Consider the following 20,098-nt stretch of genomic DNA (forward strand, 5'->3'; position numbering starts at 1 on the left):
AGAGAGGGATCAAGTCAAGCGTTTTGAAACTGGATCAAGTCCCAACGGTTGCCGAAGGGATCGCGAAAAACGGCCACGATTCCATAAGGTTCATGGCGCGGCTGTTCTTCAAATGACACACCGTTAGATGTCATTCGCCGATGATCGCGTTCAAAATCATTGGTTTCGAGGAACAGCCAGACGCACCCGCCACCTTGATTTCCAATAGCCGCTGCTTGGTCGTCATCCGCTTTCGCAAGCAGGAACTTCGTTTCAGCACCAGCGGGTGCCACGCGTACACAGCGTTTGCCTTCCCCTAAACCGGTATCTTCTAAGAGCCGAAAACCCATTTGGCCCACGAAGAACGCAATACCTTCGTCATAGTCGGGGACCAAAATTGACAGAAGTGCGAGGCGCTGCATTACATCAAACCGATCAGGTTCAACCCCATGCCAAACACCAAGGCAATCAAAGTGAGGAGCATTCCAATCTGGCGATAGATGAATTGCTTTGGCACATAGGACATGCCGTAGCCGTGCAGGAAACGGCCGACCAAAAGCGTGACACCCGTTACATGTACTAGAGCGGTCGAAACGCCCTGCAGTTCCGCCATCACCATCATTAGCAAAGTGATCGGCACATATTCCGACCAGTTCGCCTGCGCCCTGATTTTGGCCTGTACCTTTAAGCTGTCGTTGTCGCCATAAGCAAACCGTTGGCCGCGCCGCTCTGCAATGACCCGCCAAGACAACACCAAGAACAGGGCGACCAGTGGGATGGAATAAAGCGGCGTGACCAAATCCATCATTCGAACTCAACCAGCAGGTCTTTGGCGTCGATCTGACCACCTGCGCTGACGTGAACCGCTTTCACAACAGCGTCACGCTCGGCGTGAATACCGGTTTCCATCTTCATCGCCTCGATCGTCAAAAGCAAATCACCTTCTTTGACTTCAACACCCGCCTGTGCAGCGACCGTTGCCACAACACCGGGCATCGGCGCACCGATGTGGTTCGAATTACCATCTTCGGCTTTTGGGCGGCTCACCTTCTTGGCTTCGACCAAACGGTTCATCACACGCACAGTCCGTGGCTGACCGTTCAACTCGAAGAAGACTTTGACTTCGCCGTCTTCATTGACTTCACTGACCGCCTGCATGCGGATTTCCAACGTCTTGCCGGGATCAATCTCGGCCACAATTTCTTCGCCGGGCTTCATCCCATAAAAGAAGGCTTGGGTCGGAAGTGTCCGGACTGGGCCATAGGTTTTGTGGCGCCCCATGTAGTCGAGGAAGACCTTCGGGTACATCAGGTAGCCATTGAGATCTTCATCGTCGATGTCCATCCCATCCAACTGTTCCGACAGATCTTTGCGTGTCGCTTCAAGGTCGACAGGCTTTAGAGCAGCCCCAGGGCGTTCGGTGCTGGCTTTCTCGCCTTTGAGGACTTTCTTCTGAATATCCTTTGGCCATCCACCGGGAGGCTGGCCAAGGCTACCACGCATCATATCGACGACCGAGTCTGGGAACACAACTTCGGTTTTCGGGTTTTCGACGTCGTCACGGGTCAGGTTCTGGCTGACCATCATCAGGGCCATATCGCCTACAACTTTGGACGATGGCGTCACCTTCACGATATCGCCGAACATTTGGTTCACGTCCGCATAGGTCTGCGCCACCTCATGCCAGCGTTCCTCCAGACCCAAAGACCGCGCTTGCGCCTTGAGGTTGGTGAACTGGCCCCCTGGCATCTCGTGGAGATACACCTCTGACGCTGGCGCCTGTAGGCCACTTTCAAACGCCGCATAGTGCGCGCGGACTTGTTCGAAATAGTTGCTGATATCACGGATTGCCCCGATATCGAGGCCGGTATCACGCTCTGTCCCGCGCATCGCTTCAACGATAGACCCCAAGGTCGGCTGGGACGTATTGCCAGACAGCGCGTCCATCGCGGCGTCCACACAGTCCACACCGGCATTCGCCGCGGCAAGAACCGTCGCAATCGCAGCACCCGAAGTATCATGCGTGTGGAAGTGGATCGGCAGATCCGTTTCTTCCTGCAACGCTTTGACCAACGCCGTCGCCGCGGCTGGTTTCAGCAAACCAGCCATGTCTTTCAGGCCAAGAACATGCGCACCTGCTGCCTCAAGCTCTTTGGCCATGCCGACATAGTATTTCAGGTCGTACTTGCTACGCGCAGGATCAAGCAGATCGCCGGTGTAGCAGATCGTGCCTTCGCAAACCTTGTCGGCTTCAACCACCGCGTCCATCGCGACGCGCATGTTTTCGACCCAGTTCAGGCTGTCAAACACCCGGAATACGTCAACGCCGGAGGTCGCAGCTTGCTTCACGAATGCCTGCACCACATTGTCAGGATAATTCGTGTAGCCAACGCCATTCGAAGCCCGCAGTAGCATCTGCGTCATGATGTTTGGCATCTTCTCACGAATATCGCGCAGGCGCTGCCAAGGACATTCCTGCAAGAAACGATAAGCTACATCAAAGGTGGCACCGCCCCAGCACTCAACCGAGAAGAGCTGGTTCATCTTGGTCGCATACGCAGGGGCCGCGTTTATCATATCGATCGAACGCATCCGCGTGGCCAGCAAAGATTGGTGCCCGTCCCGCATCGTGGTGTCAGTGATCAAAAGTTGGCTTTGATCTTTCATCCAATCCGCAACGGCTTGAGGGCCGGACGCGTCCAAGATCGTCCGCGTACCTGACGGCACATCAATGGTTGGCTTCACCGGCGGTTTTGGCGGCTTTACATCCGCAGCAGGGCGCGGGCGGTCCGTCGTCTCGGGATGCCCGTTGACAGTGATGTCAGCGATATAGGTCAGGATTTTCGTCGCGCGGTCGCGGCGCTTTTTGAAATCAAAAAGATCAGGCGTCGTGTCGATGAATTTGGTGGTGTATTCGTTCGACAGGAACACGGGATGCTTTAGCAGGTTCTCTACAAAGGCGATGTTGGTCGACACGCCGCGAATACGGAATTCCCGCAACGCACGGTCCATCCGCGCAATCGCCTGTTCCGGTGTCGGCGCACGGGCTGTCACTTTGGTCAGCAAAGAATCGTAATAGCGCGTGATAACTGCACCTGAATAAGCAGTGCCGCCATCCAAACGGACACCGGGGCCAGTGGCGGAGCGATATGTTTGAATGCGTCCGTAGTCCGGAATGAAATTGTTGCGTGGGTCTTCTGTAGTGACGCGGCACTGCAACGCGTGACCGTCGAGTTTTACGTCATATTGCGACGCACAACCTGTTGCAGTAGCCAGATGCTTGCCTTCCGCGATCAGGATTTGAGCGCGGACAATATCGATGCCTGTGACCTCTTCAGTCACAGTATGTTCCACCTGCACACGCGGGTTCACTTCGATGAAGTAGAATTCACCTGAATCCATATCCATCAAGAACTCAACCGTGCCTGCGCATTCGTAATTCACATGCGCACAAATTTTCTTGCCGAGATTACACAGCTGTTCACGCTGCGTGTCTGATAGGTAAGGAGCCGGCGCGCGCTCTACCACTTTTTGGTTGCGGCGCTGAACTGAACAATCCCGCTCCCACAGATGGTAGATCTTACCATGCTGGTCGCCAAGGATTTGAACCTCAACGTGACGCGCACGGATGATCATCTTTTCCAGATAGCCTTCACCGTTGCCAAAAGCAGCCTCGGCCTCGCGACGTCCTTCCAGAACCCTCTCTTCCAACTCGTCTTCGCTCTCAATCGGGCGCATCCCGCGCCCCCCTCCGCCCCATGACGCTTTGAGCATCAGCGGATAACCAATCTCTGCCGCTTCTTTCTTGATCGCGACCATGTCGTCGCCCAGTACCTCGGTGGCTGGGATCACAGGAACGCCGGCTTCAATCGCCACGCGCCGCGCGCTGGCTTTGTCACCCAACTGGCGCATGGTCTTTGCTTTGGGGCCAATGAAGGTGATGCCGTTGGTTTCGCAGGCGTCCACAAAATCAGGGTTTTCTGACAGCAAGCCATAGCCTGGGTGGATCGCATCGGCGCCAGACATCTTTGCGACCCGAATGATTTCGTCGATGCTCAAATACGCCGCAACCGGACCCAGATCCTCACCAATGCGGTAGGCTTCGTCGGCCTTAAATCGATGTAAGCCAAGCTTGTCTTCCTCCGCAAAAACCGCGACCGTCTTTTTCCCCATCTCATTTGCAGCCCGCATAATACGGATCGCGATCTCGCCGCGGTTGGCAATCAGGATCTTTTCAAAGTCTTTCATGAGGGGGTCCTTTCGCAGTTGCAGCATTACTAGGCAGACGCCGCGAAAAGGTCTATACGTGAAATCCCGTAGAAATAGGGGCTTTTGCGGCGATTATACCCTTTTTTGAGGCAGAATCACCGCAGTGTTGCACAAATTCAAGGTGATCTCAGTGTCCAAGGAAAAGATCAGTTTTATCGGCGCGGGCCTCATGGGACAGGGGATGGCGTCGAACATTATTCGATCAGGCTATAACCTAAATGTCATCGCCAACCGCAACCGCGTGCCAATTGAAGCGCTGGTCGCTGCCGGAGCAAACGAAGTCATGACATTCCAAGACATGGCGAAGACCTCAGACATCATTCATATCTGTGCTCCAGGGTCGCCCCAAGTCGAAACCATCGTTTCCGGTCTTTTGCCGCAACTGAAGGCAAACTCGGTGATTATAGATTGCTCAACAAGCGACCCTACTTCGACAGCGAAACTGGCCGCTCAACTCGCTGAAGCAGGCTGCCATATGGTCGACGCCCCTCTGGGTGGCACGCCCGTTCAGGCGCAGGCCGGCTCCTTAAGCACAATGGTCGGGGCTGATGATAATATCTTCGAGCGCGTGAAACCCGTCATCGAATGTTGGGCAGAGACGGTTGTTCACCTCGGCGCGGTGGGTATGGGTCATAAAATGAAACTGCTCAATAATATGCTCTCGCTGGGGTATGGCGCGATGTATTCCGAAGCGCTAGCTGTCGCGAAAGGTGTCGGAATCAGCGTTGAGCAGTTTGACAGCGTAATCCGCGGTAGCCGGATGGATTGCGGGTTTTATCAAACCTTCATTGACTGCGCGCTGAATGACAATCGTGAGAGCCATAAGTTCACGTTGACCAACGCGGTGAAAGATTTGACCTATCTGGAAAGCATGGCCGCCGCTGCGCGTGTGCCAAACCCTATCGGCAATGCCACTAAGAACAGTTTTGCTATGGCGGTGGCTGAAGGTGGAGATGGGGCAGAGGACTATATTCCGCATTTGCCCGATTTTGTCGCCAAACGCAGTGGCGTCTAAGCGACGAGCTTAGCTTTCAAGTCAGCCAAACGGTGTGTCCCCAGCTGCCCCATGCAGCTGATCATATCCTTGCGTAGAATATCAATTACATGCGCTGGGCCCTCTGCACCCATTGCGCCAAGGCCATAGTGAAACGCGCGTCCGAGCATCACAAAATCCGCGCCAAGGGCAATCGCGCGCAACACGTCCAAACCGCTCTCTATTCCGCTGTCGAAAACAATCGGGAGATTGGTTGCCGCGCGAATGGCGGGCAATTGTTCGATGGTGGCAGGGGCTGCATCAAACTGACGCCCCGCATGATTGCTGACCCAAATCCCATCGACGCCAAACTTTTCAAGATTCGGCGGGTCTTCTGGGTCCAAAATGCCTTTGACGATCATAGGCCCATCCCAAGCGTCCCGTACTGCTTTCAAATATTCCCAATTGGGCGAGGTGCGCAGCAGGTAGCCCAGATGTTGGTTCGACGGTAGACGCGTCTTTTGTTCGGCATAGTCATCCACCAGCTTCATCGTTGGCATACCCGTTTTGCGAATGCCATTCAGCCAAACCGGACATTGTGCGGCCTGCAGCGCCAGCCGGGGGCTCAGACGTGGCGGCTGGGTGAGCCCGCCGCGGGTTTGGCGCTCACGGCGCGAGGCAACGGGCACATCAAGCGTAACAACAAGTGTCGAGAAGCCGGACGCTTTGGCGCGTTTCAGCATATCGGCGCGGATGTCCGGATCGCGCGGCGGATAGAACTGAAACCACGCATGCTCGCCCGTATGTGGGCCGACCCGTTCTGGCACTTGCGTTGTGACTGTGGAGAGCGTGTAGGGGATGTTGTCTTTCGCGGAGGTTTTCGCCAGAAGCCGTTCCGCATCCGGCCAGATCAGGCCGGACATGCCAATGGGCGCAATGCCGAACGGCAAGGGCAGAGTTTTGCCAAGGAAATTGGTTGAGAGGTCTGGCTCAAACTCTCCGTGCAGGATGGAGGGCATCAAGAGGACCTCATCGAGCTTTGCGCGGTTGCGACGCAAGGTTTGTTCCGTGCCGGTGCCGCTGTCGAGGTATTCCCAGACAAAATGTGGGATTCGGCGTTTTGCGCGGGCTCTGAGATCGCTGATCGCGGGGTATTTGGCGAATGGGTCCATGAGCGGAAGCTAGTGGGTGTTTTGGGGATTTGGAAGTCGGGTTTGTGACGCTCGGCTGCGCCATCGCCCCGCCCACCCTTCCGCTTGCCTTCGGCGAAGGTATTTATGCTCAAAAGAGATAGGGAACGGAATGTGAACATGGGTTTTCTTTCTCAGGCGACCGGTCTAGTTTGTGTGCCATGAGCAGTATGTCCGAAGATGACGCCTTTGAAGCGGCGGTGCCGCTGTCACAGCAGGCGATGACAGCGCGGCCTGCGCCCTATTTAGATGAGCTGAACCCTGCACAGCGTGAGGCGGTGGAGGCCTTGGATGGGCCGGTTCTAATGCTCGCAGGGGCAGGGACGGGTAAGACCAAGGCTTTGACCAGCCGTATCGCGCATCTCCTGATGACGGGAACTGCGCGGCCGAATGAAATTTTGGCGGTGACCTTCACCAATAAAGCCGCGCGTGAGATGAAAAACCGGGTGGGCCGTTTCTTGGGCGAAGCGGTGGAGGGGATGCCCTGGCTGGGCACCTTTCATGCGATTTGTGTGAAGCTTTTGCGGCGCCATGCGGAATTGGTTGGGCTGAAGTCGAATTTCACCATTCTGGATATGGATGATCAAATCCGGCTTTTGAAGCAGCTGATTGTGGCCGCGAATATCGACGAGAAACGTTGGCCGCCACGGATGCTGTCTGGGATCATCGATGGCTGGAAGAATAAGGCCTATACGCCGGATACCGTGCCGGTGGCCGATAGCGGGGCGTTTGATCACAAAGGTGTCGATCTTTATGCCGCTTATCAGACCCGTCTGAAAGAGCTGAACGCCTGTGATTTTGGCGATTTGCTCTTGCATATGGTAACGATCTTCCAGACCCATCCGGACGTTTTGGAACAGTACCAGCGCTGGTTCCGCTATATTCTCGTGGACGAATATCAGGACACCAACGTCGCGCAGTACCTGTGGCTGCGGTTGCTTGCCGGCGGGCATAAAAACATCTGCTGCGTAGGTGATGACGATCAATCGATCTATGGTTGGCGCGGGGCAGAGGTGGGCAACATCCTGCGGTTTGAGAAGGATTTCCCCGGGGCGCATGTGGTGCGATTGGAGCAGAATTATCGCTCGACCGGGCATATTCTAGCCGCAGCGGCCGGAGTGATTGCGGCCAACAAAGGGCGGCTTGGCAAGACGCTATATACCGAAGGCGAGGATGGCGAAAAGGTGCGCCTGATCGGCCATTGGGACGGTGAGGAAGAGGCGCGTTGGATCGGCGAGGAGGTTGAGGCGCTGCAACGCGGGACGCGAGGCCTCACGCCCTATTCCTTGGATGACATGGCGATCCTTGTGCGCGCCTCGCATCAAATGCGCGCCTTTGAAGATCGGTTCCTGACCATCGGTTTGCCTTACCGTGTGATCGGTGGCCCGCGGTTTTATGAGCGGATGGAGATCAGGGATGCTATGGCCTATTTCCGGCTCGCAGTATCTCAGGATGACGATCTGGCGTTTGAGCGGATCGTGAACACACCGAAGCGGGGCCTTGGTGACAAGGCGGTTCAAACCATACAGCGGACCGCTCGAGCGAATGGGGTGTCTTTGGTCGAAGGCGCGCGGCTTTGCGTTCAGGGTAAGCTGCTGGGTGGGAAGGGCCTGAAAGAGCTTGGCATTCTTGTCGTTGGTTTGGATCGTTGGCATGCGCAGGTTCGAGCCGAGGCTGATACCCATGTCGAACTGGCCGAGATGATCCTTGATGAGAGCGGCTATACCGGTTTTTGGCAGAACGACAAAACGCCCGAGGCGCCGGGGCGGTTAGAGAACCTCAAGGAGCTGGTCAAAGCTCTGGAAAACTTCGAGAACCTGCAAGGCTTCCTCGAACACGTCAGCCTGATCATGGACAACGAAAGCGAGGACGCGGAAGAGAAAGTGTCGATCATGACGCTGCACGCTGCCAAGGGGCTTGAATTCCCCGCTGTGTTCCTGCCCGGTTGGGAAGATGGGTTGTTCCCCTCGCAACGCTCCATGGATGAAAGCGGGCTCAAGGGTCTCGAGGAAGAGCGGCGCTTGGCCTATGTCGGCATCACGCGGGCGGAAGAGATTTGCACCGTGTCCTTTGCCGCCAATCGGCGCGTCTATGGCCAATGGCAATCGTCGATGCCCTCGCGCTTTATCGACGAATTGCCAACCGAACATGTGGAGGTGCTGACCCCACCGGGCCTTTACGGTGGCGGCTTTGGTGCGGCAGGGATGGCGGCCAGTGCCAGTCCTTCGGCGCAGGGGATGATGGGATCATCCTTGCATGAGGAGGCGTCCAAGGCCGACGTCTATAACTCGCCGGGTTGGAAACGCCTGCAAGCGCGGAGCCAACAGCGCGGCATGTCACAGCCCTCTGAAGCGCGGAATATGACGATTGATCTGGATGCCGTCAGCGCTTTCACCGAAGGGGATCGGGTGTTCCACCAGAAGTTTGGCTATGGCGAAGTGATGGGGATCGAGGGCGACAAGCTTGATATCGAATTTGATAAGGCTGGATCAAAGAAGGTGGTGGCGCGGTTCGTCGTCTCTGCCGCTCAGGCGGATGATATTCCGTTTTAGTCGTCGACAGATTTCATAATCTTTGCAGGATTGCCTGCGACAACCATGTTTGGCGGCACATCTTTGGTCACGACGGACCCAGCGCCCACAACGGCCCGCGCGCCGATGGTGACACCGGGCATGATAATGGCACCAGCACCGATCCACGCAAAATCGCCAACCGTGATCGGATGCGCGATATTGACGACTTCAAAGGGTGGGAATTGATCGGGTTTCAACTTGATCCGATCTTCGGACCGCAGAGGATGGGTCGCGGTGATGAACTGAACATTTGGGCCGACCGCAACATGATCGCCAAGAGTGATCAGGTTATCATCCAGAAACGTGGCCCCGCGATTGACGAAACACCATTTTCCAAGCCGCACATGGCTGCCGAAACTGATCGTGAACGGCGGCATGACAAACGAAGGTTCGTTCATCTGACCGAACACTTTGGTGAGGGCCTGTATCCAGGCAAAAATATCCGTCTCAGGGATTTCTTCGAGGGCTGCTTTGGCAGCGATCCCCGCCATTTGCTTTTCACTGATTTCGGGATCGCGAGGGTTGTAAGGTTGGCCGGCAAGTAGTTTTTCATATTCGGTCATATAGCCAGCCTATACCGCAGGGCGTTTACATTCCAGTAGGGCTAGCCAAGCTGGCCCTGCGATTTAAATTAGTTTCATGACAAAGCGATATGACATCCCTGACGCGCAGATCAGTGACATCATTCAGATGGCGCTATCCGATCACATTCGATTTGAAGACATTCGCCGCGAATATGGTTTGGCGGAAAAGGATGTAAAAGCTCTGATGCGGCAGAATTTGAAACCGGGCAGCTACCGAACCTGGCGCAAACGCGTGCGTGATTTTGGCACGCGACGTGAGACGTATAAATGAAGGGGCGTAGGGCAGATCGGCCCTCCGGAGAGAGTTTTTTTCGCCAAGATGGCAGAGCTTAGCCGAACCAGACAGGGATAAGTGTCAGCACCAGTAGGGCTGCCATGGTCCAGTTGAACGCACGGAGAAGCGCGGGTCGCGTCAAAAGCCGCTTCACCTGCGTACCGATCGTCGTCCACAACATGATAGATGGGAAATTGGTGCAGGCGAAAACGATGGCGACCAAGAGGGCGGGCCAAAAGATGCCCTCGCCTTGAGCGTAGTTGGTGATTGCAAAGATCGCCATATACCACGCCTTTGGGTTGACCCATTGGAAGGCCGCAGCTTGTAGGAAGGTGAAAGGTTTACCCTTCGCTTCGCCGTCAGAGGGCGGGGCGGCAGTCGCGATCTTCCATGCCAGGTAAATAAGGTACGCCGTGCTGAGTACACGTAGGATGGTTTGCGCCAAAGGGTAGGTCACAAAGAGCTGACCTAGACCAAGCCCGACCATAGTCACTTGAAACGAATGTCCAATCGAAATGCCAAGCATATGCGGTAATGTCCGCCGAAATCCGAAATTGGCACCAGAGGCCATCAGCATCAGGTTGTTGGGGCCAGGCGTGACGGAGCTGACAAAGGCAAAGCCAACCAGCGCGATGAGGAGTTCATAGGTCATGGCGGCACTTTATGCGGCTTTATATCGAATGAAATTGTCATTTTGTGTGGTTTTTCTATAGGATCACAATTTATGAGCAAATTAGACAACATAAGCGCTGCGATATTGCGTGAATTAGAGCGTGATGGCCGGATCAGCAACCTGACCTTGGCGGATAAGGTTGGCCTGTCGCCCTCGGCCTGCCTTCGGCGTGTGCAAGATCTCGAAAAACGTGGAATTATCCGCGGCTACCGCGCGCGGTTGGACCCTAGACAGACCGGTCGGGACTATGTGGTCTATGTAGCTGTTGGATTGGCGGAACATACCAAAGACGCGCAAGAAACCTTTGAGCGTGCAATGCAGCGCGCTGACGAAGTTACCGAATGTCATAACGTGGCTGGGGTCTTCGAATACATGCTGCGGGTCGAGGTGGCGGACCTTCCTGCTTACAAGGCCTTTCACACGGACACGCTGGGCACCGTGCCGCATGTGCGGTCGATCACAAGCTATATGGTGATGGGCTCTCCCAAGGATATGCGTGCATAAATCCTCTTGATCCATGCGCCTCTTTGGTTAAATTTCGCCTTGGGCCAGCGATGGCGTCGCAGCTGCTAATGCAGGGCCTAACCCAAAACCTTCCTGAACGCCGGGATCTTGCTTTGCCGCGACGGTGGAGGGGGTCTTTCCATCAACCGCGGTATCGCGACACGATGGAAACTAGGATGAACCGTCCACAATTTCACCGCTTTCACCAAGGCGAAAAATGCCTTCCATTTTCTGATGCCGAATATGAAGCGCGCCTTGCTGGCCTGCGCCAGATCATGGCCGATCAAGGTGTCGATGCCTGCGTCATGACGTCGATGCACAACATCGCCTATTATTCCGGCTTTCTTTATTGCGCCTTCGGTCGCCCCTATGCTCAGGTGGTCACGGCGACGGAAACGGTCACGATCAGCGCAGGCATCGACGCCGCCCAGCCATGGCGGCGCGGCTTTGGTGACAACATCACCTACACGGATTGGGAACGGAACAATTACTGGCGTGCAATTAAAACCGTGACGGGTGAGGGGCGCGTCGTCGGGTTCGAGGGCGATCACCTTTCGATCGTGCAGATGTCGTTGCTGAATGCCTTCCTTGCGCCGAAAGCCACCAAAGACATCGCGCCCGCCACCATGCGCCAACGCATGTCGAAATCCGCTGCCGAGATTGATCTGATCCGCGCCGGCGCCAACACGGCGGATGTTGGCGGCTTTGCGATCCGCGATGCCATCAAAGCAGGTGCGCGAGAGATCGACGTCGCAATGGCAGGGCGCGACGCGATGGAGCTGGAAATCGCCCGCCGGTTCCCAGATGCGGAATACCGTGACACATGGGTTTGGTTTCAATCCGGCATCAACACCGATGGCGCGCATAACCCTGTCACCAGCCGCAAACTGGAACGCGGCGATATCCTCAGCCTCAACACTTTCCCGATGATTTCTGGCTACTACACCGCGCTCGAACGGACCCTCTTTGTGGAAACCGTCGACGACGCCAGCTTGAAGGTGTGGGAGGCCAACGTGGCCGCACATGAATACGGGATGAGCCTTCTCAAACCCGGTGCCACATGCGCTGAGGTGACAGAGCAGATCAACGCCTTCTTTGCTGAACGCAACCTGCTCCAATACCGCACTTTCGGCTACGGCCACAGCTTTGGCGTGCTGTCGCATTATTACGGGCGCGAGGCCGGTTTGGAGCTGCGCGAAGACATTGATACCGTTCTTGAACCTGGCATGGTGATTTCGATGGAACCGATGCTGACCATCCCTGAGGGCCAGCCCGGCGCGGGTGGGTATCGCGAACATGACATCTTGATCATCACCGAAGATGGAAACGAAAACATCACCGGCTTCCCCTATGGGCCAGAGCATAACGTGGTGGGCTAATTTCTAATCCTAGCTGACCGCAGCGCTTTTTGGGCTGCGGTCTCAGGTTTTCGCTTGAACCTCGCGGGTTATCCATTCCACGGTCGACCTAGTCCAGAATGGGAGAAGACTTTTGGAACCAACTGATTTGGCCGAAAAACTGCGCCAATGGCGTCGCCATCTTCACGCCCACCCCGAATTTGGATTTGAGGAAAAGCAAACGGCCGCTTTCGTTGTCGAACGCCTCAAGGAATTTGGGATTGAGGATATTCAAACCGGCATCGGTGGCACGGGTGTGGTCGCGACATTGAAACGTGGTCACGGCGGCCGGACGATTGCCCTCAGGGCCGACATGGATTGCCTCAAAATCCATGAAACCACGAATCTGCCATATGCCTCAAAAACATCCGGCTTGATGCACGCCTGCGGTCATGACGGGCATACCGTTGCGCTGTTAGGCGCAGCTGCACTTTTGGCCGCGTCAGAAGACTTCGACGGAACCGTTCGCTTTATTTTCCAACCTGCGGAAGAATGGGGGCAGGGGATGAAGGCCATGATCCGTGATGGTCTTGGCACCAATTTGAGCTTTGATGAAATCTACGGACTTCACAACAAACCGGGTCTGCCTGTTGGCTCGTTCGAAACCAAAGTGGGGCCCTATATGGGGGCCGAGGACGGGTTTCGTATTGTTGTCAACGGACGCGGCGGTCACGCGTCGCGACCTCAAGATTCTCAAGATGCCATCGCCTGCGCTTGTTCCATCGTGGGCGAATTGCAAACAATCGTCTCGCGCGCCATCGATCCTGCCGACCTTGCGGTCGTATCGGTGACATCGATCGCGGGAGACAACGTCAAAAACGCCATCGCAAGCGAAGCGGTGATTGAAGGCGATTGCCGCCATTTTGACGATCGGGTCAGCCAAAGCATCGAAGCCACAATGCGCCGGATCGCAAAAGGTGTTGCTGCGGCACACGGCTGTACCGCTCAGGTCACCTATGACCGCGTGTTTATCCCTCTTGTAAATGACGCTGCTGCAGTGGCCCACGGACTGAAAGCAGCAGAACAAGTGTATGGGGCGGAGCATACCAGCGCCGAAGCGCCCCGAATGGGCGCATCAGAAGACTTCGCCCAAGCGCTCAGCCTCGCACCGGGTGCATTCTTCAACTTCGGCAATGGCGACAGCGCAGCCCTTCACAATCCGGAATATGACTTCAATGATGAAGCGCTGATGCCAGCGGCGCGTTGGTATGTGCAATTGGTGAAGAACCGCCTGCCTAGAGCCGACGCATAGACCATACCTAAAACAAAAAAACGGCGATGCGCGGGAGGAGTTGCGCATCGCCGTTCCTTTTTCTGATGGCCCCTCAGGGAGGAGGAAGAAGGACCATCTTGGTGCAAAACGATCAACCCGGGAGGAGGTGGGTCTCTCATTTTGACAGGACGCCTCAGGGAGGAGGAAGAGGCGTCATGTTCATTTCAGACCAGCGGTGGTCAAAAGGGAGGCATATCGCGCCGCTGGTCTGTCATGTCGCGCGTCACATCGGGAGGAGGAGGTGTGTTGCGCTGTCAGAGGCCCATATGAAAAGGGAGGAGATCGGGCCTCTGTCGGAACTTATTTGCCGTAGGCGGCTTCCAAAGCGACTTGCTTGATCATGGAACGGTGAAGGCCCAAGTCAGCCAATTCGCGGTTGGACAGTGCAGAAAGCTCAGACATTGTTGTGTTGTATGTTTTGCGCTGCGCAGAAGCTTCAGCCATGCGTGCACGGAATTCGTTGAACCGCTGACCGAAGGTCACGGATGTGGCGCGTGTTGTTGATACGTAAGCCATTGTAAGGTCTCTTTTCTCTCGTCGTCGTCTTTTCGTATGTCAGGGCGCGTTGTGCCCTTGCCAACCAGAAATAGGCTTTTGCTGCGTGTGCACAATGGAAGTTTCTGCAATGCGGCTATGCGCTTTTTGCATGGGGTTTGACGCGGTTCCTTTACAATGGCGCGTATCGGTATGGATGGCGCGTATGGGCTTGTGGTTTCTGTGCAAAGCTGGAACATCTGCACTCAGTTTTTACGCGACTTAGGAACAACGTACATGGCTCTCTCACGCGACGCGGTATTGGCGGTTTTGTCCAAAATCACACTTCCGAACGGAAAGTCTTTGGTGGAGGTCGACTATGTCCGTGCGCTGAGCATTGAAGGCGGTACGGTCAAATTCGTAATCGAAGCGCCAGATGCAGCTGTGGCGGCGCAGTTGTCCGCAGTGCGGGATGCGGCCGAGGCTGCGGTTAAGGCAATAGACGGGGTGGAGACCGTTTCGGTCGTTTTGACGGCCCATGGCGGCGCTCCAAAGCCTGCTGAGCCGCCATCGCTGAAGGTCGGGCGCCATCCAACGCCGCAGGCAGGTCCAGCACCTGTCGCCGGTGTGGACCGTATCCTTGCGATCGGGTCTGGCAAAGGTGGCGTCGGGAAATCGACGGTATCCTCAAATCTCGCCGTCGCTCTGGCGAAACAGGGCAGGCGTGTTGGTCTGCTTGACGCTGACATCTATGGCCCAAGTCAGCCCCGCATGATGGGAGTCAGCAAGCGCCCAGGCAGCCCTGACGGGAAAACAATCATTCCGCTGCAAGCGCACGGCGTCACGATGATGTCGATTGGCTTGATGGTAGACCCTGACAAAGCCGTGGTCTGGCGGGGCCCGATGCTGATGGGCGCGCTGCAGCAGATGTTAGGGCAGGTTGAATGGGGAAAGCTCGATGTTCTGATCGTCGATTTGCCACCTGGCACCGGCGACGTCCAACTCACCCTATGTCAAAAGACCCAACTGACCGGCGCTGTCGTCGTCAGTACGCCGCAAGACGTGGCTTTGCTTGATGCGCGTAAGGCGCTTGATATGTTCTCGTCCTTGCGGACGCCGGTTCTTGGGCTGATCGAGAACATGTCCACCTTCCACTGTCCGAAATGCGGTCATGAATCTCAGATCTTTGGTCATGGTGGAGTGGCGGCAGAGGCGGAAAAGATCGGCGTTCCTTTCTTGGGCGCTTTGCCGATTGATCTCGATACGCGTCTTGCAGGCGATGGCGGCACCCCAATAGCGGCGGGCGAGGGCCCAATGGCTGACGCCTACGCGCAATTGGCGAAACGGTTTATTGATGGTGGAATGGCTTAATCCGAAACCGGAACAATAGCAGTCAAATCTTGAGTGCTATCGCGGGTGACTTCGATCTGTGAGGGCGCTGCGTTGCTTTCCAGCGCGCTCGGCGGCGCGCCTCCTCGTTCGACAACCAAACTTGGGTTGTCCTCGGCGTAGCGCTTCATGCTTTCAAGAATATCGTTATAGGCACGGCTCGTGTCATTAACGAACACGATCACGGCAAATGCACCAATTGCCAAAGTCACTAACCAAACAACACGCACACGATTAACCTTCACACGCTTTACACCTTCGTGGTGGCGTATGGGGGCAATTGTGTCAATTCCTTGATGGCCCAACAACGGTCTGTTTCCAATCCGAGAACATTTTAAATATCGATTGGGAAAATATGGAATCAATCCTGAATTGATCTCAAATTATCTGCATTTTAGATGGCTAGCAGGTTATATAGAAACAAATTTCCGGTATACACCATATCACATCACAGATTTTTTGGGATCTTTTGGAAAAACTGTGAATACCCCATTTGAACTACATATAGTTGTAATATAGGTAACTTACGCTATATATCCGCAAATTATCGTGATGCTCAAGTGATCGCCTCTCTCATTCAGCCATTAAGTTCCATGAAATCCCAAAAAAACTGTTGATTGGTGACATTTCCCGTGGCACAAAGCTATCACGGTAACAACGGGCACATAACAATAGGGGCGAAAAGAACCCCAACCGGCAAAAGTCAGGTTTCATACAGGCTCCCGAATTTACCGCACAAAAGGATCCGGCGCGCGAGCGAGCAGACATCCCCCCCAGGTGGCGCGCGCAGCTGGACTTTCGCCCTAATGGGCTGGAGCGGCGGATTGAACAGTGGCAGCAGTTCAATCCGCCTTTTCCGTCAAAGGACCCTGTTTTTGGGTCGAGGAGTGGAAAGGGTAACGTGACTTTAGGGTTCACAGGCGAATACACCCAAAAGGTGGACGGCAAGGGACGTATGAGCGTGCCTGCTGATTTTCGTCGTGTGCTCGAAGCGGGTGACCCAGAGTGGACCACGGGCCTGCAGGCCGGTCTATACCTTCTTTACGGCGACCATCTGAAAGAAACCCTTCACGCCTACACCGTCGAAGAATTCCGCAAGACCATGGCCGATATCAACGCCATGCCCAAGGGCGATCCGAACAAGCGCGCCTTGTCACACCTGATTATCGGTCAATCGATGCGTCTCGACGTCGATAAAGACGGCCGCGTCGTGATGCCTCTGAAACAGCGCGAAAAGCTGGGCATCAAAGACGGTGAGCTTTTCTTCCGCGGCATGGGCGACCATTTCGAGGTTTGGAAGGCCGAAACCTTCCACGCCACTATCGGCGCCAGCCTGCAAGACTGGCTCTCTGATAAGCCGGACGATTTCGATCCGCTCAGCCTGCTAGGGACTTAGAGGATACGATGTCAGCTGCCCCCGACACTTCCTCTGCCGCTCATATCCCTGTTCTTATCGGGCCGCTGATCAAAGCGGTCCAACCTGTTTCTGGGACTTGGCTTGATGGCACCTTTGGCAATGGCGGCTATACCCGTGAATTGCTCGCGGCCGGTGCGGATAAGGTGATTGGTGTCGACCGTGATCCGATGGTCTTTGAGATGGCTAAGGATTGGATTGCCGATTACGGCGATCAGATTGAGCTGGTAGAAGGCACATTTTCCAAGCTTGACGAATATGCGTCGGACCTTGATGGCATCGTCCTCGATCTCGGCGTTTCCTCCATGCAGCTCGACATTGCCGAACGCGGCTTTTCCTTCATGCGCGACGGGCCGCTGGACATGCGGATGTCGCAATCCGGCCCCTCCGCTGCTGATCTTGTCAACGACAGTGACGAAGGCGAACTGGCTGATATTATTTACCTTTATGGGGAAGAACGCGCCTCCCGCCGTATCGCGAAATCCATTGTCGCTAACCGTCCAATCACGACAACGCTGGAGCTGGCCAAGATTGTCGAGGGTTGCCTTCCACGCGCAAAACTAAATCAATCGCATTCCGCCACGCGAACCTTCCAAGCGTTGCGCATCGCGGTGAACAACGAATACGGGGAACTCTTTGAGGCGATGATGGCCGCCGAACGGGCGCTCAAGCCCGGCGGGCAACTGGCCATCGTGACTTTCCATTCGGTCGAAGACCGTATGGTCAAACGCTTTTTCTTAAAGCGCAGTGGCAGCATGGCCAACGCCAATCGCTACGCGCCGGAAACCCAACATGACGAAGCCGCATGGACCCTTGCCAACCGCAAGGCCATTTCAGCGGACGACACAGAATTACAAATGAACCCGCGCAGCCGGTCGGCCAAGCTGCGGGTCGCAAGGCGGACGTCGGCAGCAGCGGGAACAGTTGCGCCGAAAGACATCGGAATGCCGGTGCAAAAAAAGGGCAGGTAAATGCGGGGCGTTCTTTACGTATTCGCGGCTTTGGCGGTCATTGGACTAGGGTTTTGGGCCTATCAGGAAAACTACAAAACGCAGCAAGCGATCAAAGACACGCGGCTGCTTCATGCCAAGATCGGTGCCGCGCATGAGCGGATCAACATTTTGCGCGCGGAGTGGGCCTATTTGAACCGCCCCGACCGACTGCGCGACTTGGCGGAGCTGAATTTTGATCGCCTTGGCCTGCTGCCGTTGATGCCCGATGCCTTTGGCGATGTGAAAGACATTATCGAACCGCTGCCTGAGATCCTGCCGATCACCAACCCGATCGACGTCAATTCCATCGGCCCTTCGAATGACGAGGATCCGCTATGATCCGCACACCGCTCCGCCCGCTCGCCCGCGTGCTCGAAGCCCGCGACAACGGCGATGATCCCGCTCTCATTGAGGCTGAGAATAAGCGTCTCCGCCATGAGGCCATGCGCGACAAGGCAAGGCTGCGCGCCGAAGGGCGTTTATTGGTTTTGGGCGCTATGTTCTTTTGTGCTTTTATGACAATCGGCATTCGGATGGGGGCTTTGGCTTCCTCTGAGCCGGAAGAACCACGCGCGGCTGTTGCTGGCAACCCGATCATTGGTCAACGTTCTGATATTGTTGACAGAAATGGACGAATCCTCGCCACAAATCTGGAGACCCATTCCCTCTATGCGCATCCGCAAGACATGGTTGACCCAGAATTTGCTGCCGCCGAACTTGCACATATCTTCCCTGAGCTCGATGAAGAGAAGCTTCTGGCCAATTTCACCGGCGACCGCAAATTCTTGTGGATTCGCAAGCAAATCAGCCCAGAGCAGTTGCAAGCAGTGCATGACATCGGCAGCCCTGGCTTGCTCTTTGGTCCGCGCGAAATGCGCCTTTATCCCAATGGTCCGATTGCGGCCCACATCCTCGGCGGCGCAAGCTATGGTCGCGAAGGTGTTGCCAGCGCCGAAGTGATCGGCGTCGCGGGAGTCGAACGCTTCTTCGACGCGTACTTGCGCGATCCTGCAAACGAAGGCGCGCCGCTCGAACTCTCCATCGACCTGACCGTTCAGGCTGCATCCGAACAGGTGCTTGCCGGTGGCATGTCGATCATGAACGCGAAAGGGGCGACCTCGGTTCTGATGAACATCGATACTGGCGAAATCATCTCCATGGTGTCGCTGCCTGATTTTGACCCCAACAACCGCCCGCCGGTTCTGACAACGGGCGATCAATCCGATAGCCCGCTCTTCAATCGAGCTGTGCAGGGCGTGTATGAACTTGGGTCCGTCTTCAAGATATTCACCATTGCACAGGCGATGGACCTTAACCTCGTCAATCCTGAAACCCTGATTGATACGACCGGTCCGCTTACGTGGGGTCGGTTCAAGATCCGTGACTTCCGCAACTATGGGCCAGAGCTGACAACGACGGATATCATCGTGAAATCCTCAAACGTCGGGACGGCCCGCATCGCCAATATGATCGGCGCGGATCGTCAGCGTGAATTCCTCAACAGTCTGGGCTTTCTAGAACCGACCACGGTTGAGATGGTCGAAGCCCCAACAGGCAAACCACTTTTGCCGCGCAACTGGTCAGAAATCTCAACGATGACAATCTCTTACGGCCATGGTTTGTCATCCTCACCGCTGCACCTCGCAGCAGGCTATGCCTCGCTTCTGAACGGGGGCACGCGGGTGCAGCCGACTCTCCTCCGTCAGGATACCGTGCAAACTGGCGATCGCGTTGTGCGCGAGGCTGTCAGCACTCGGTCGCGCGATATGCTGCGCCAAGTGGTCGAACGCGGCACCGCCTCCTTTGGTGAGGTCGCAGGCTACAAAGTTGGCGGCAAAACCGGCACCGCTGATAAGCCGCGCGAGCGTGGGGGCGGATATTACGATGACAAGGTCATCGCGACCTTCGCGAGTGTTTTCCCAGCGGATGATCCGCAATACGTGCTGATCGTTACCTTGGACGAACCTGTCGAATCTTCTGGCGACGAACCCCGCCGCACCGCGGGTTGGACAGCCGTACCTGTCGCCGCAGAAATGATCCGCCGCGTCGCACCGCTTCTAGGGATGCGGCCAGAAGTTGAAACTCTTGAGCCCATCGGTGTAACACTGACCTCAAACTAAAACCTCACGGATAAGAGGGC

At 55.7% G+C, this 20,098-nt stretch carries 19 protein-coding genes; 11 read left to right on the plus strand and 8 right to left on the minus strand.

The genetic code is table 11. The features are described from left to right. Positions 1-14: 14 nt before the first annotated feature. The 3 genes from BUA85_RS00735 to BUA85_RS00745 are packed head-to-tail and all read right to left on the minus strand — an operon-like array spanning position 15 to position 4,227. A complete protein-coding gene (locus BUA85_RS00735) occupies positions 15-401 on the minus strand; it encodes a VOC family protein (RefSeq protein WP_072898509.1) in 387 nt (128 codons plus the stop codon). Next, complete coding sequence (locus BUA85_RS00740) at positions 401-787, minus strand: MAPEG family protein (RefSeq protein ID WP_083526151.1); 387 nt, start codon at positions 785-787, stop codon at positions 401-403. Before BUA85_RS00740 ends, BUA85_RS00735 begins: the two co-directional genes overlap by 1 nt. Then, entirely contained in the window at positions 784-4,227 is a 3,444-nt protein-coding gene (locus BUA85_RS00745) for a pyruvate carboxylase (RefSeq protein ID WP_072900334.1), read from the minus strand. Before BUA85_RS00745 ends, BUA85_RS00740 begins: the two co-directional genes overlap by 4 nt. A gap of 142 nt (positions 4,228-4,369) precedes the next feature. On the opposite strand from BUA85_RS00745, the gene BUA85_RS00750 reads away from it, so the two are divergent. Continuing rightward, complete coding sequence (locus BUA85_RS00750; RefSeq protein WP_278246400.1) at positions 4,370-5,263, plus strand: NAD(P)-dependent oxidoreductase; 894 nt, start codon at positions 4,370-4,372, stop codon at positions 5,261-5,263. Here the strand turns inward: BUA85_RS00750 and BUA85_RS00755 are convergent. Continuing rightward, entirely contained in the window at positions 5,260-6,393 is a 1,134-nt protein-coding gene (locus tag BUA85_RS00755) for an alpha-hydroxy acid oxidase (protein WP_072898511.1), read from the minus strand. The genes BUA85_RS00750 and BUA85_RS00755 overlap by 4 nt on opposite strands. A 179-nt stretch (positions 6,394-6,572) precedes the next feature. Here BUA85_RS00755 and BUA85_RS00760 point away from each other — a divergent pair, with 179 nt between their 5' ends. Continuing rightward, a complete protein-coding gene (locus tag BUA85_RS00760) occupies positions 6,573-8,963 on the plus strand; it encodes an ATP-dependent helicase (RefSeq protein ID WP_072898513.1) in 2,391 nt (796 codons plus the stop codon). On the opposite strand, the gene BUA85_RS00765 is transcribed toward BUA85_RS00760, so the two are convergent. Further along, the gene (locus BUA85_RS00765) at positions 8,960-9,547 is read right to left on the minus strand and encodes a sugar O-acetyltransferase (RefSeq protein ID WP_072898515.1); all 588 of its coding nucleotides are present in this window, start codon (positions 9,545-9,547) and stop codon (positions 8,960-8,962) included. The two genes, BUA85_RS00760 and BUA85_RS00765, sit on opposite strands and share 4 nt — an antisense overlap. 76 nt (positions 9,548-9,623) lie before the next feature. Here BUA85_RS00765 and BUA85_RS00770 point away from each other — a divergent pair, with 76 nt between their 5' ends. Further along, complete coding sequence (locus tag BUA85_RS00770; protein ID WP_072898517.1) at positions 9,624-9,839, plus strand: TIGR03643 family protein; 216 nt, start codon at positions 9,624-9,626, stop codon at positions 9,837-9,839. A gap of 58 nt (positions 9,840-9,897) precedes the next feature. Here the strand turns inward: BUA85_RS00770 and BUA85_RS00775 are convergent, their stop codons facing one another. After that, complete coding sequence (locus BUA85_RS00775; RefSeq protein WP_072898518.1) at positions 9,898-10,494, minus strand: LysE family translocator; 597 nt, start codon at positions 10,492-10,494, stop codon at positions 9,898-9,900. A gap of 72 nt (positions 10,495-10,566) precedes the next feature. On the opposite strand from BUA85_RS00775, the gene BUA85_RS00780 reads away from it, so the two are divergent. From BUA85_RS00780 to BUA85_RS00790, 3 genes are all read left to right on the plus strand, one after another. Then, entirely contained in the window at positions 10,567-11,019 is a 453-nt protein-coding gene (locus BUA85_RS00780) for an Lrp/AsnC family transcriptional regulator (protein WP_072898520.1), read from the plus strand. A 176-nt stretch (positions 11,020-11,195) separates the two neighbouring features. Continuing rightward, entirely contained in the window at positions 11,196-12,398 is a 1,203-nt protein-coding gene (locus BUA85_RS00785) for an aminopeptidase P family protein (protein ID WP_072900337.1), read from the plus strand. A gap of 112 nt (positions 12,399-12,510) precedes the next feature. Next, the gene (locus tag BUA85_RS00790; protein ID WP_072898522.1) at positions 12,511-13,668 is read left to right on the plus strand and encodes an amidohydrolase; all 1,158 of its coding nucleotides are present in this window, start codon (positions 12,511-12,513) and stop codon (positions 13,666-13,668) included. A gap of 321 nt (positions 13,669-13,989) precedes the next feature. Here BUA85_RS00790 and BUA85_RS00795 read toward each other — a convergent pair whose 3' ends face one another. Next, positions 13,990-14,205 carry a DUF1127 domain-containing protein gene (locus tag BUA85_RS00795; protein WP_072898524.1) on the minus strand — a complete coding sequence of 72 codons (216 nt, stop codon included), beginning with the start codon at positions 14,203-14,205 and terminating at the stop codon, positions 13,990-13,992. 255 nt (positions 14,206-14,460) lie between these two features. Between BUA85_RS00795 and BUA85_RS00800 the strand changes: the two genes are divergently transcribed. Further along, positions 14,461-15,534, plus strand: a complete 1,074-nt coding sequence (locus tag BUA85_RS00800) for an Mrp/NBP35 family ATP-binding protein (RefSeq protein ID WP_072900338.1) — start codon at positions 14,461-14,463, stop codon at positions 15,532-15,534. Here BUA85_RS00800 and BUA85_RS00805 read toward each other — a convergent pair. Further along, a complete protein-coding gene (locus BUA85_RS00805; RefSeq protein ID WP_131802749.1) occupies positions 15,531-15,797 on the minus strand; it encodes a hypothetical protein in 267 nt (88 codons plus the stop codon). The two genes, BUA85_RS00800 and BUA85_RS00805, sit on opposite strands and share 4 nt — an antisense overlap. Before the next feature lie 656 nt (positions 15,798-16,453). Here BUA85_RS00805 and BUA85_RS00810 point away from each other — a divergent pair. The 4 genes from BUA85_RS00810 to BUA85_RS00825 are packed head-to-tail and all read left to right on the plus strand — an operon-like array spanning position 16,454 to position 20,078. After that, positions 16,454-16,948, plus strand: coding sequence for a division/cell wall cluster transcriptional repressor MraZ (locus tag BUA85_RS00810; protein ID WP_072898528.1), 495 nt, complete (start codon positions 16,454-16,456; stop codon positions 16,946-16,948). Between the two features lie 8 nt (positions 16,949-16,956). Next, entirely contained in the window at positions 16,957-17,937 is a 981-nt protein-coding gene (gene rsmH / locus BUA85_RS00815) for a 16S rRNA (cytosine(1402)-N(4))-methyltransferase RsmH (protein ID WP_072898529.1), read from the plus strand. Then, positions 17,938-18,297: a cell division protein FtsL gene (gene ftsL / locus BUA85_RS00820; protein WP_072898531.1), complete on the plus strand. Its 360-nt coding sequence runs from the start codon at positions 17,938-17,940 to the stop codon at positions 18,295-18,297. Then, complete coding sequence (locus tag BUA85_RS00825; protein ID WP_072898533.1) at positions 18,294-20,078, plus strand: peptidoglycan D,D-transpeptidase FtsI family protein; 1,785 nt, start codon at positions 18,294-18,296, stop codon at positions 20,076-20,078. Before ftsL ends, BUA85_RS00825 begins: the two co-directional genes overlap by 4 nt. Positions 20,079-20,098: the final 20 nt, after the last annotated feature.

The organism is Cognatiyoonia sediminum (genome assembly GCF_900129845.1).
In the GTDB taxonomy this organism is placed as follows: domain Bacteria; phylum Pseudomonadota; class Alphaproteobacteria; order Rhodobacterales; family Rhodobacteraceae; genus Cognatiyoonia; species Cognatiyoonia sediminum.

Bases quoted from the DNA above. Each gene is read 5' to 3' on its own strand.
- BUA85_RS00740 (WP_083526151.1), bottom strand. From the start codon at position 787: ATGATGGATTTGGTCACGCCGCTTTATTCCATCCCACTGGTCGCCCTG.
- ftsL (WP_072898531.1), top strand. From the start codon at position 17,938: ATGCGGGGCGTTCTTTACGTATTCGCGGCTTTGGCGGTCATTGGACTA.
- BUA85_RS00795 (WP_072898524.1), bottom strand. From the start codon at position 14,205: ATGGCTTACGTATCAACAACACGCGCCACATCCGTGACCTTCGGTCAG.
- BUA85_RS00800 (WP_072900338.1), top strand. From the start codon at position 14,461: ATGGCTCTCTCACGCGACGCGGTATTGGCGGTTTTGTCCAAAATCACA.
- BUA85_RS00765 (WP_072898515.1), bottom strand. From the start codon at position 9,547: ATGACCGAATATGAAAAACTACTTGCCGGCCAACCTTACAACCCTCGC.
- BUA85_RS00780 (WP_072898520.1), top strand. From the start codon at position 10,567: ATGAGCAAATTAGACAACATAAGCGCTGCGATATTGCGTGAATTAGAG.
- BUA85_RS00735 (WP_072898509.1), bottom strand. From the start codon at position 401: ATGCAGCGCCTCGCACTTCTGTCAATTTTGGTCCCCGACTATGACGAA.
- BUA85_RS00825 (WP_072898533.1), top strand. From the start codon at position 18,294: ATGATCCGCACACCGCTCCGCCCGCTCGCCCGCGTGCTCGAAGCCCGC.
- BUA85_RS00755 (WP_072898511.1), bottom strand. From the start codon at position 6,393: ATGGACCCATTCGCCAAATACCCCGCGATCAGCGATCTCAGAGCCCGC.
- rsmH (WP_072898529.1), top strand. From the start codon at position 16,957: ATGTCAGCTGCCCCCGACACTTCCTCTGCCGCTCATATCCCTGTTCTT.
- BUA85_RS00745 (WP_072900334.1), bottom strand. From the start codon at position 4,227: ATGAAAGACTTTGAAAAGATCCTGATTGCCAACCGCGGCGAGATCGCG.
- BUA85_RS00785 (WP_072900337.1), top strand. From the start codon at position 11,196: ATGAACCGTCCACAATTTCACCGCTTTCACCAAGGCGAAAAATGCCTT.
- BUA85_RS00775 (WP_072898518.1), bottom strand. From the start codon at position 10,494: ATGACCTATGAACTCCTCATCGCGCTGGTTGGCTTTGCCTTTGTCAGC.
- BUA85_RS00760 (WP_072898513.1), top strand. From the start codon at position 6,573: ATGAGCAGTATGTCCGAAGATGACGCCTTTGAAGCGGCGGTGCCGCTG.
- BUA85_RS00770 (WP_072898517.1), top strand. From the start codon at position 9,624: ATGACAAAGCGATATGACATCCCTGACGCGCAGATCAGTGACATCATT.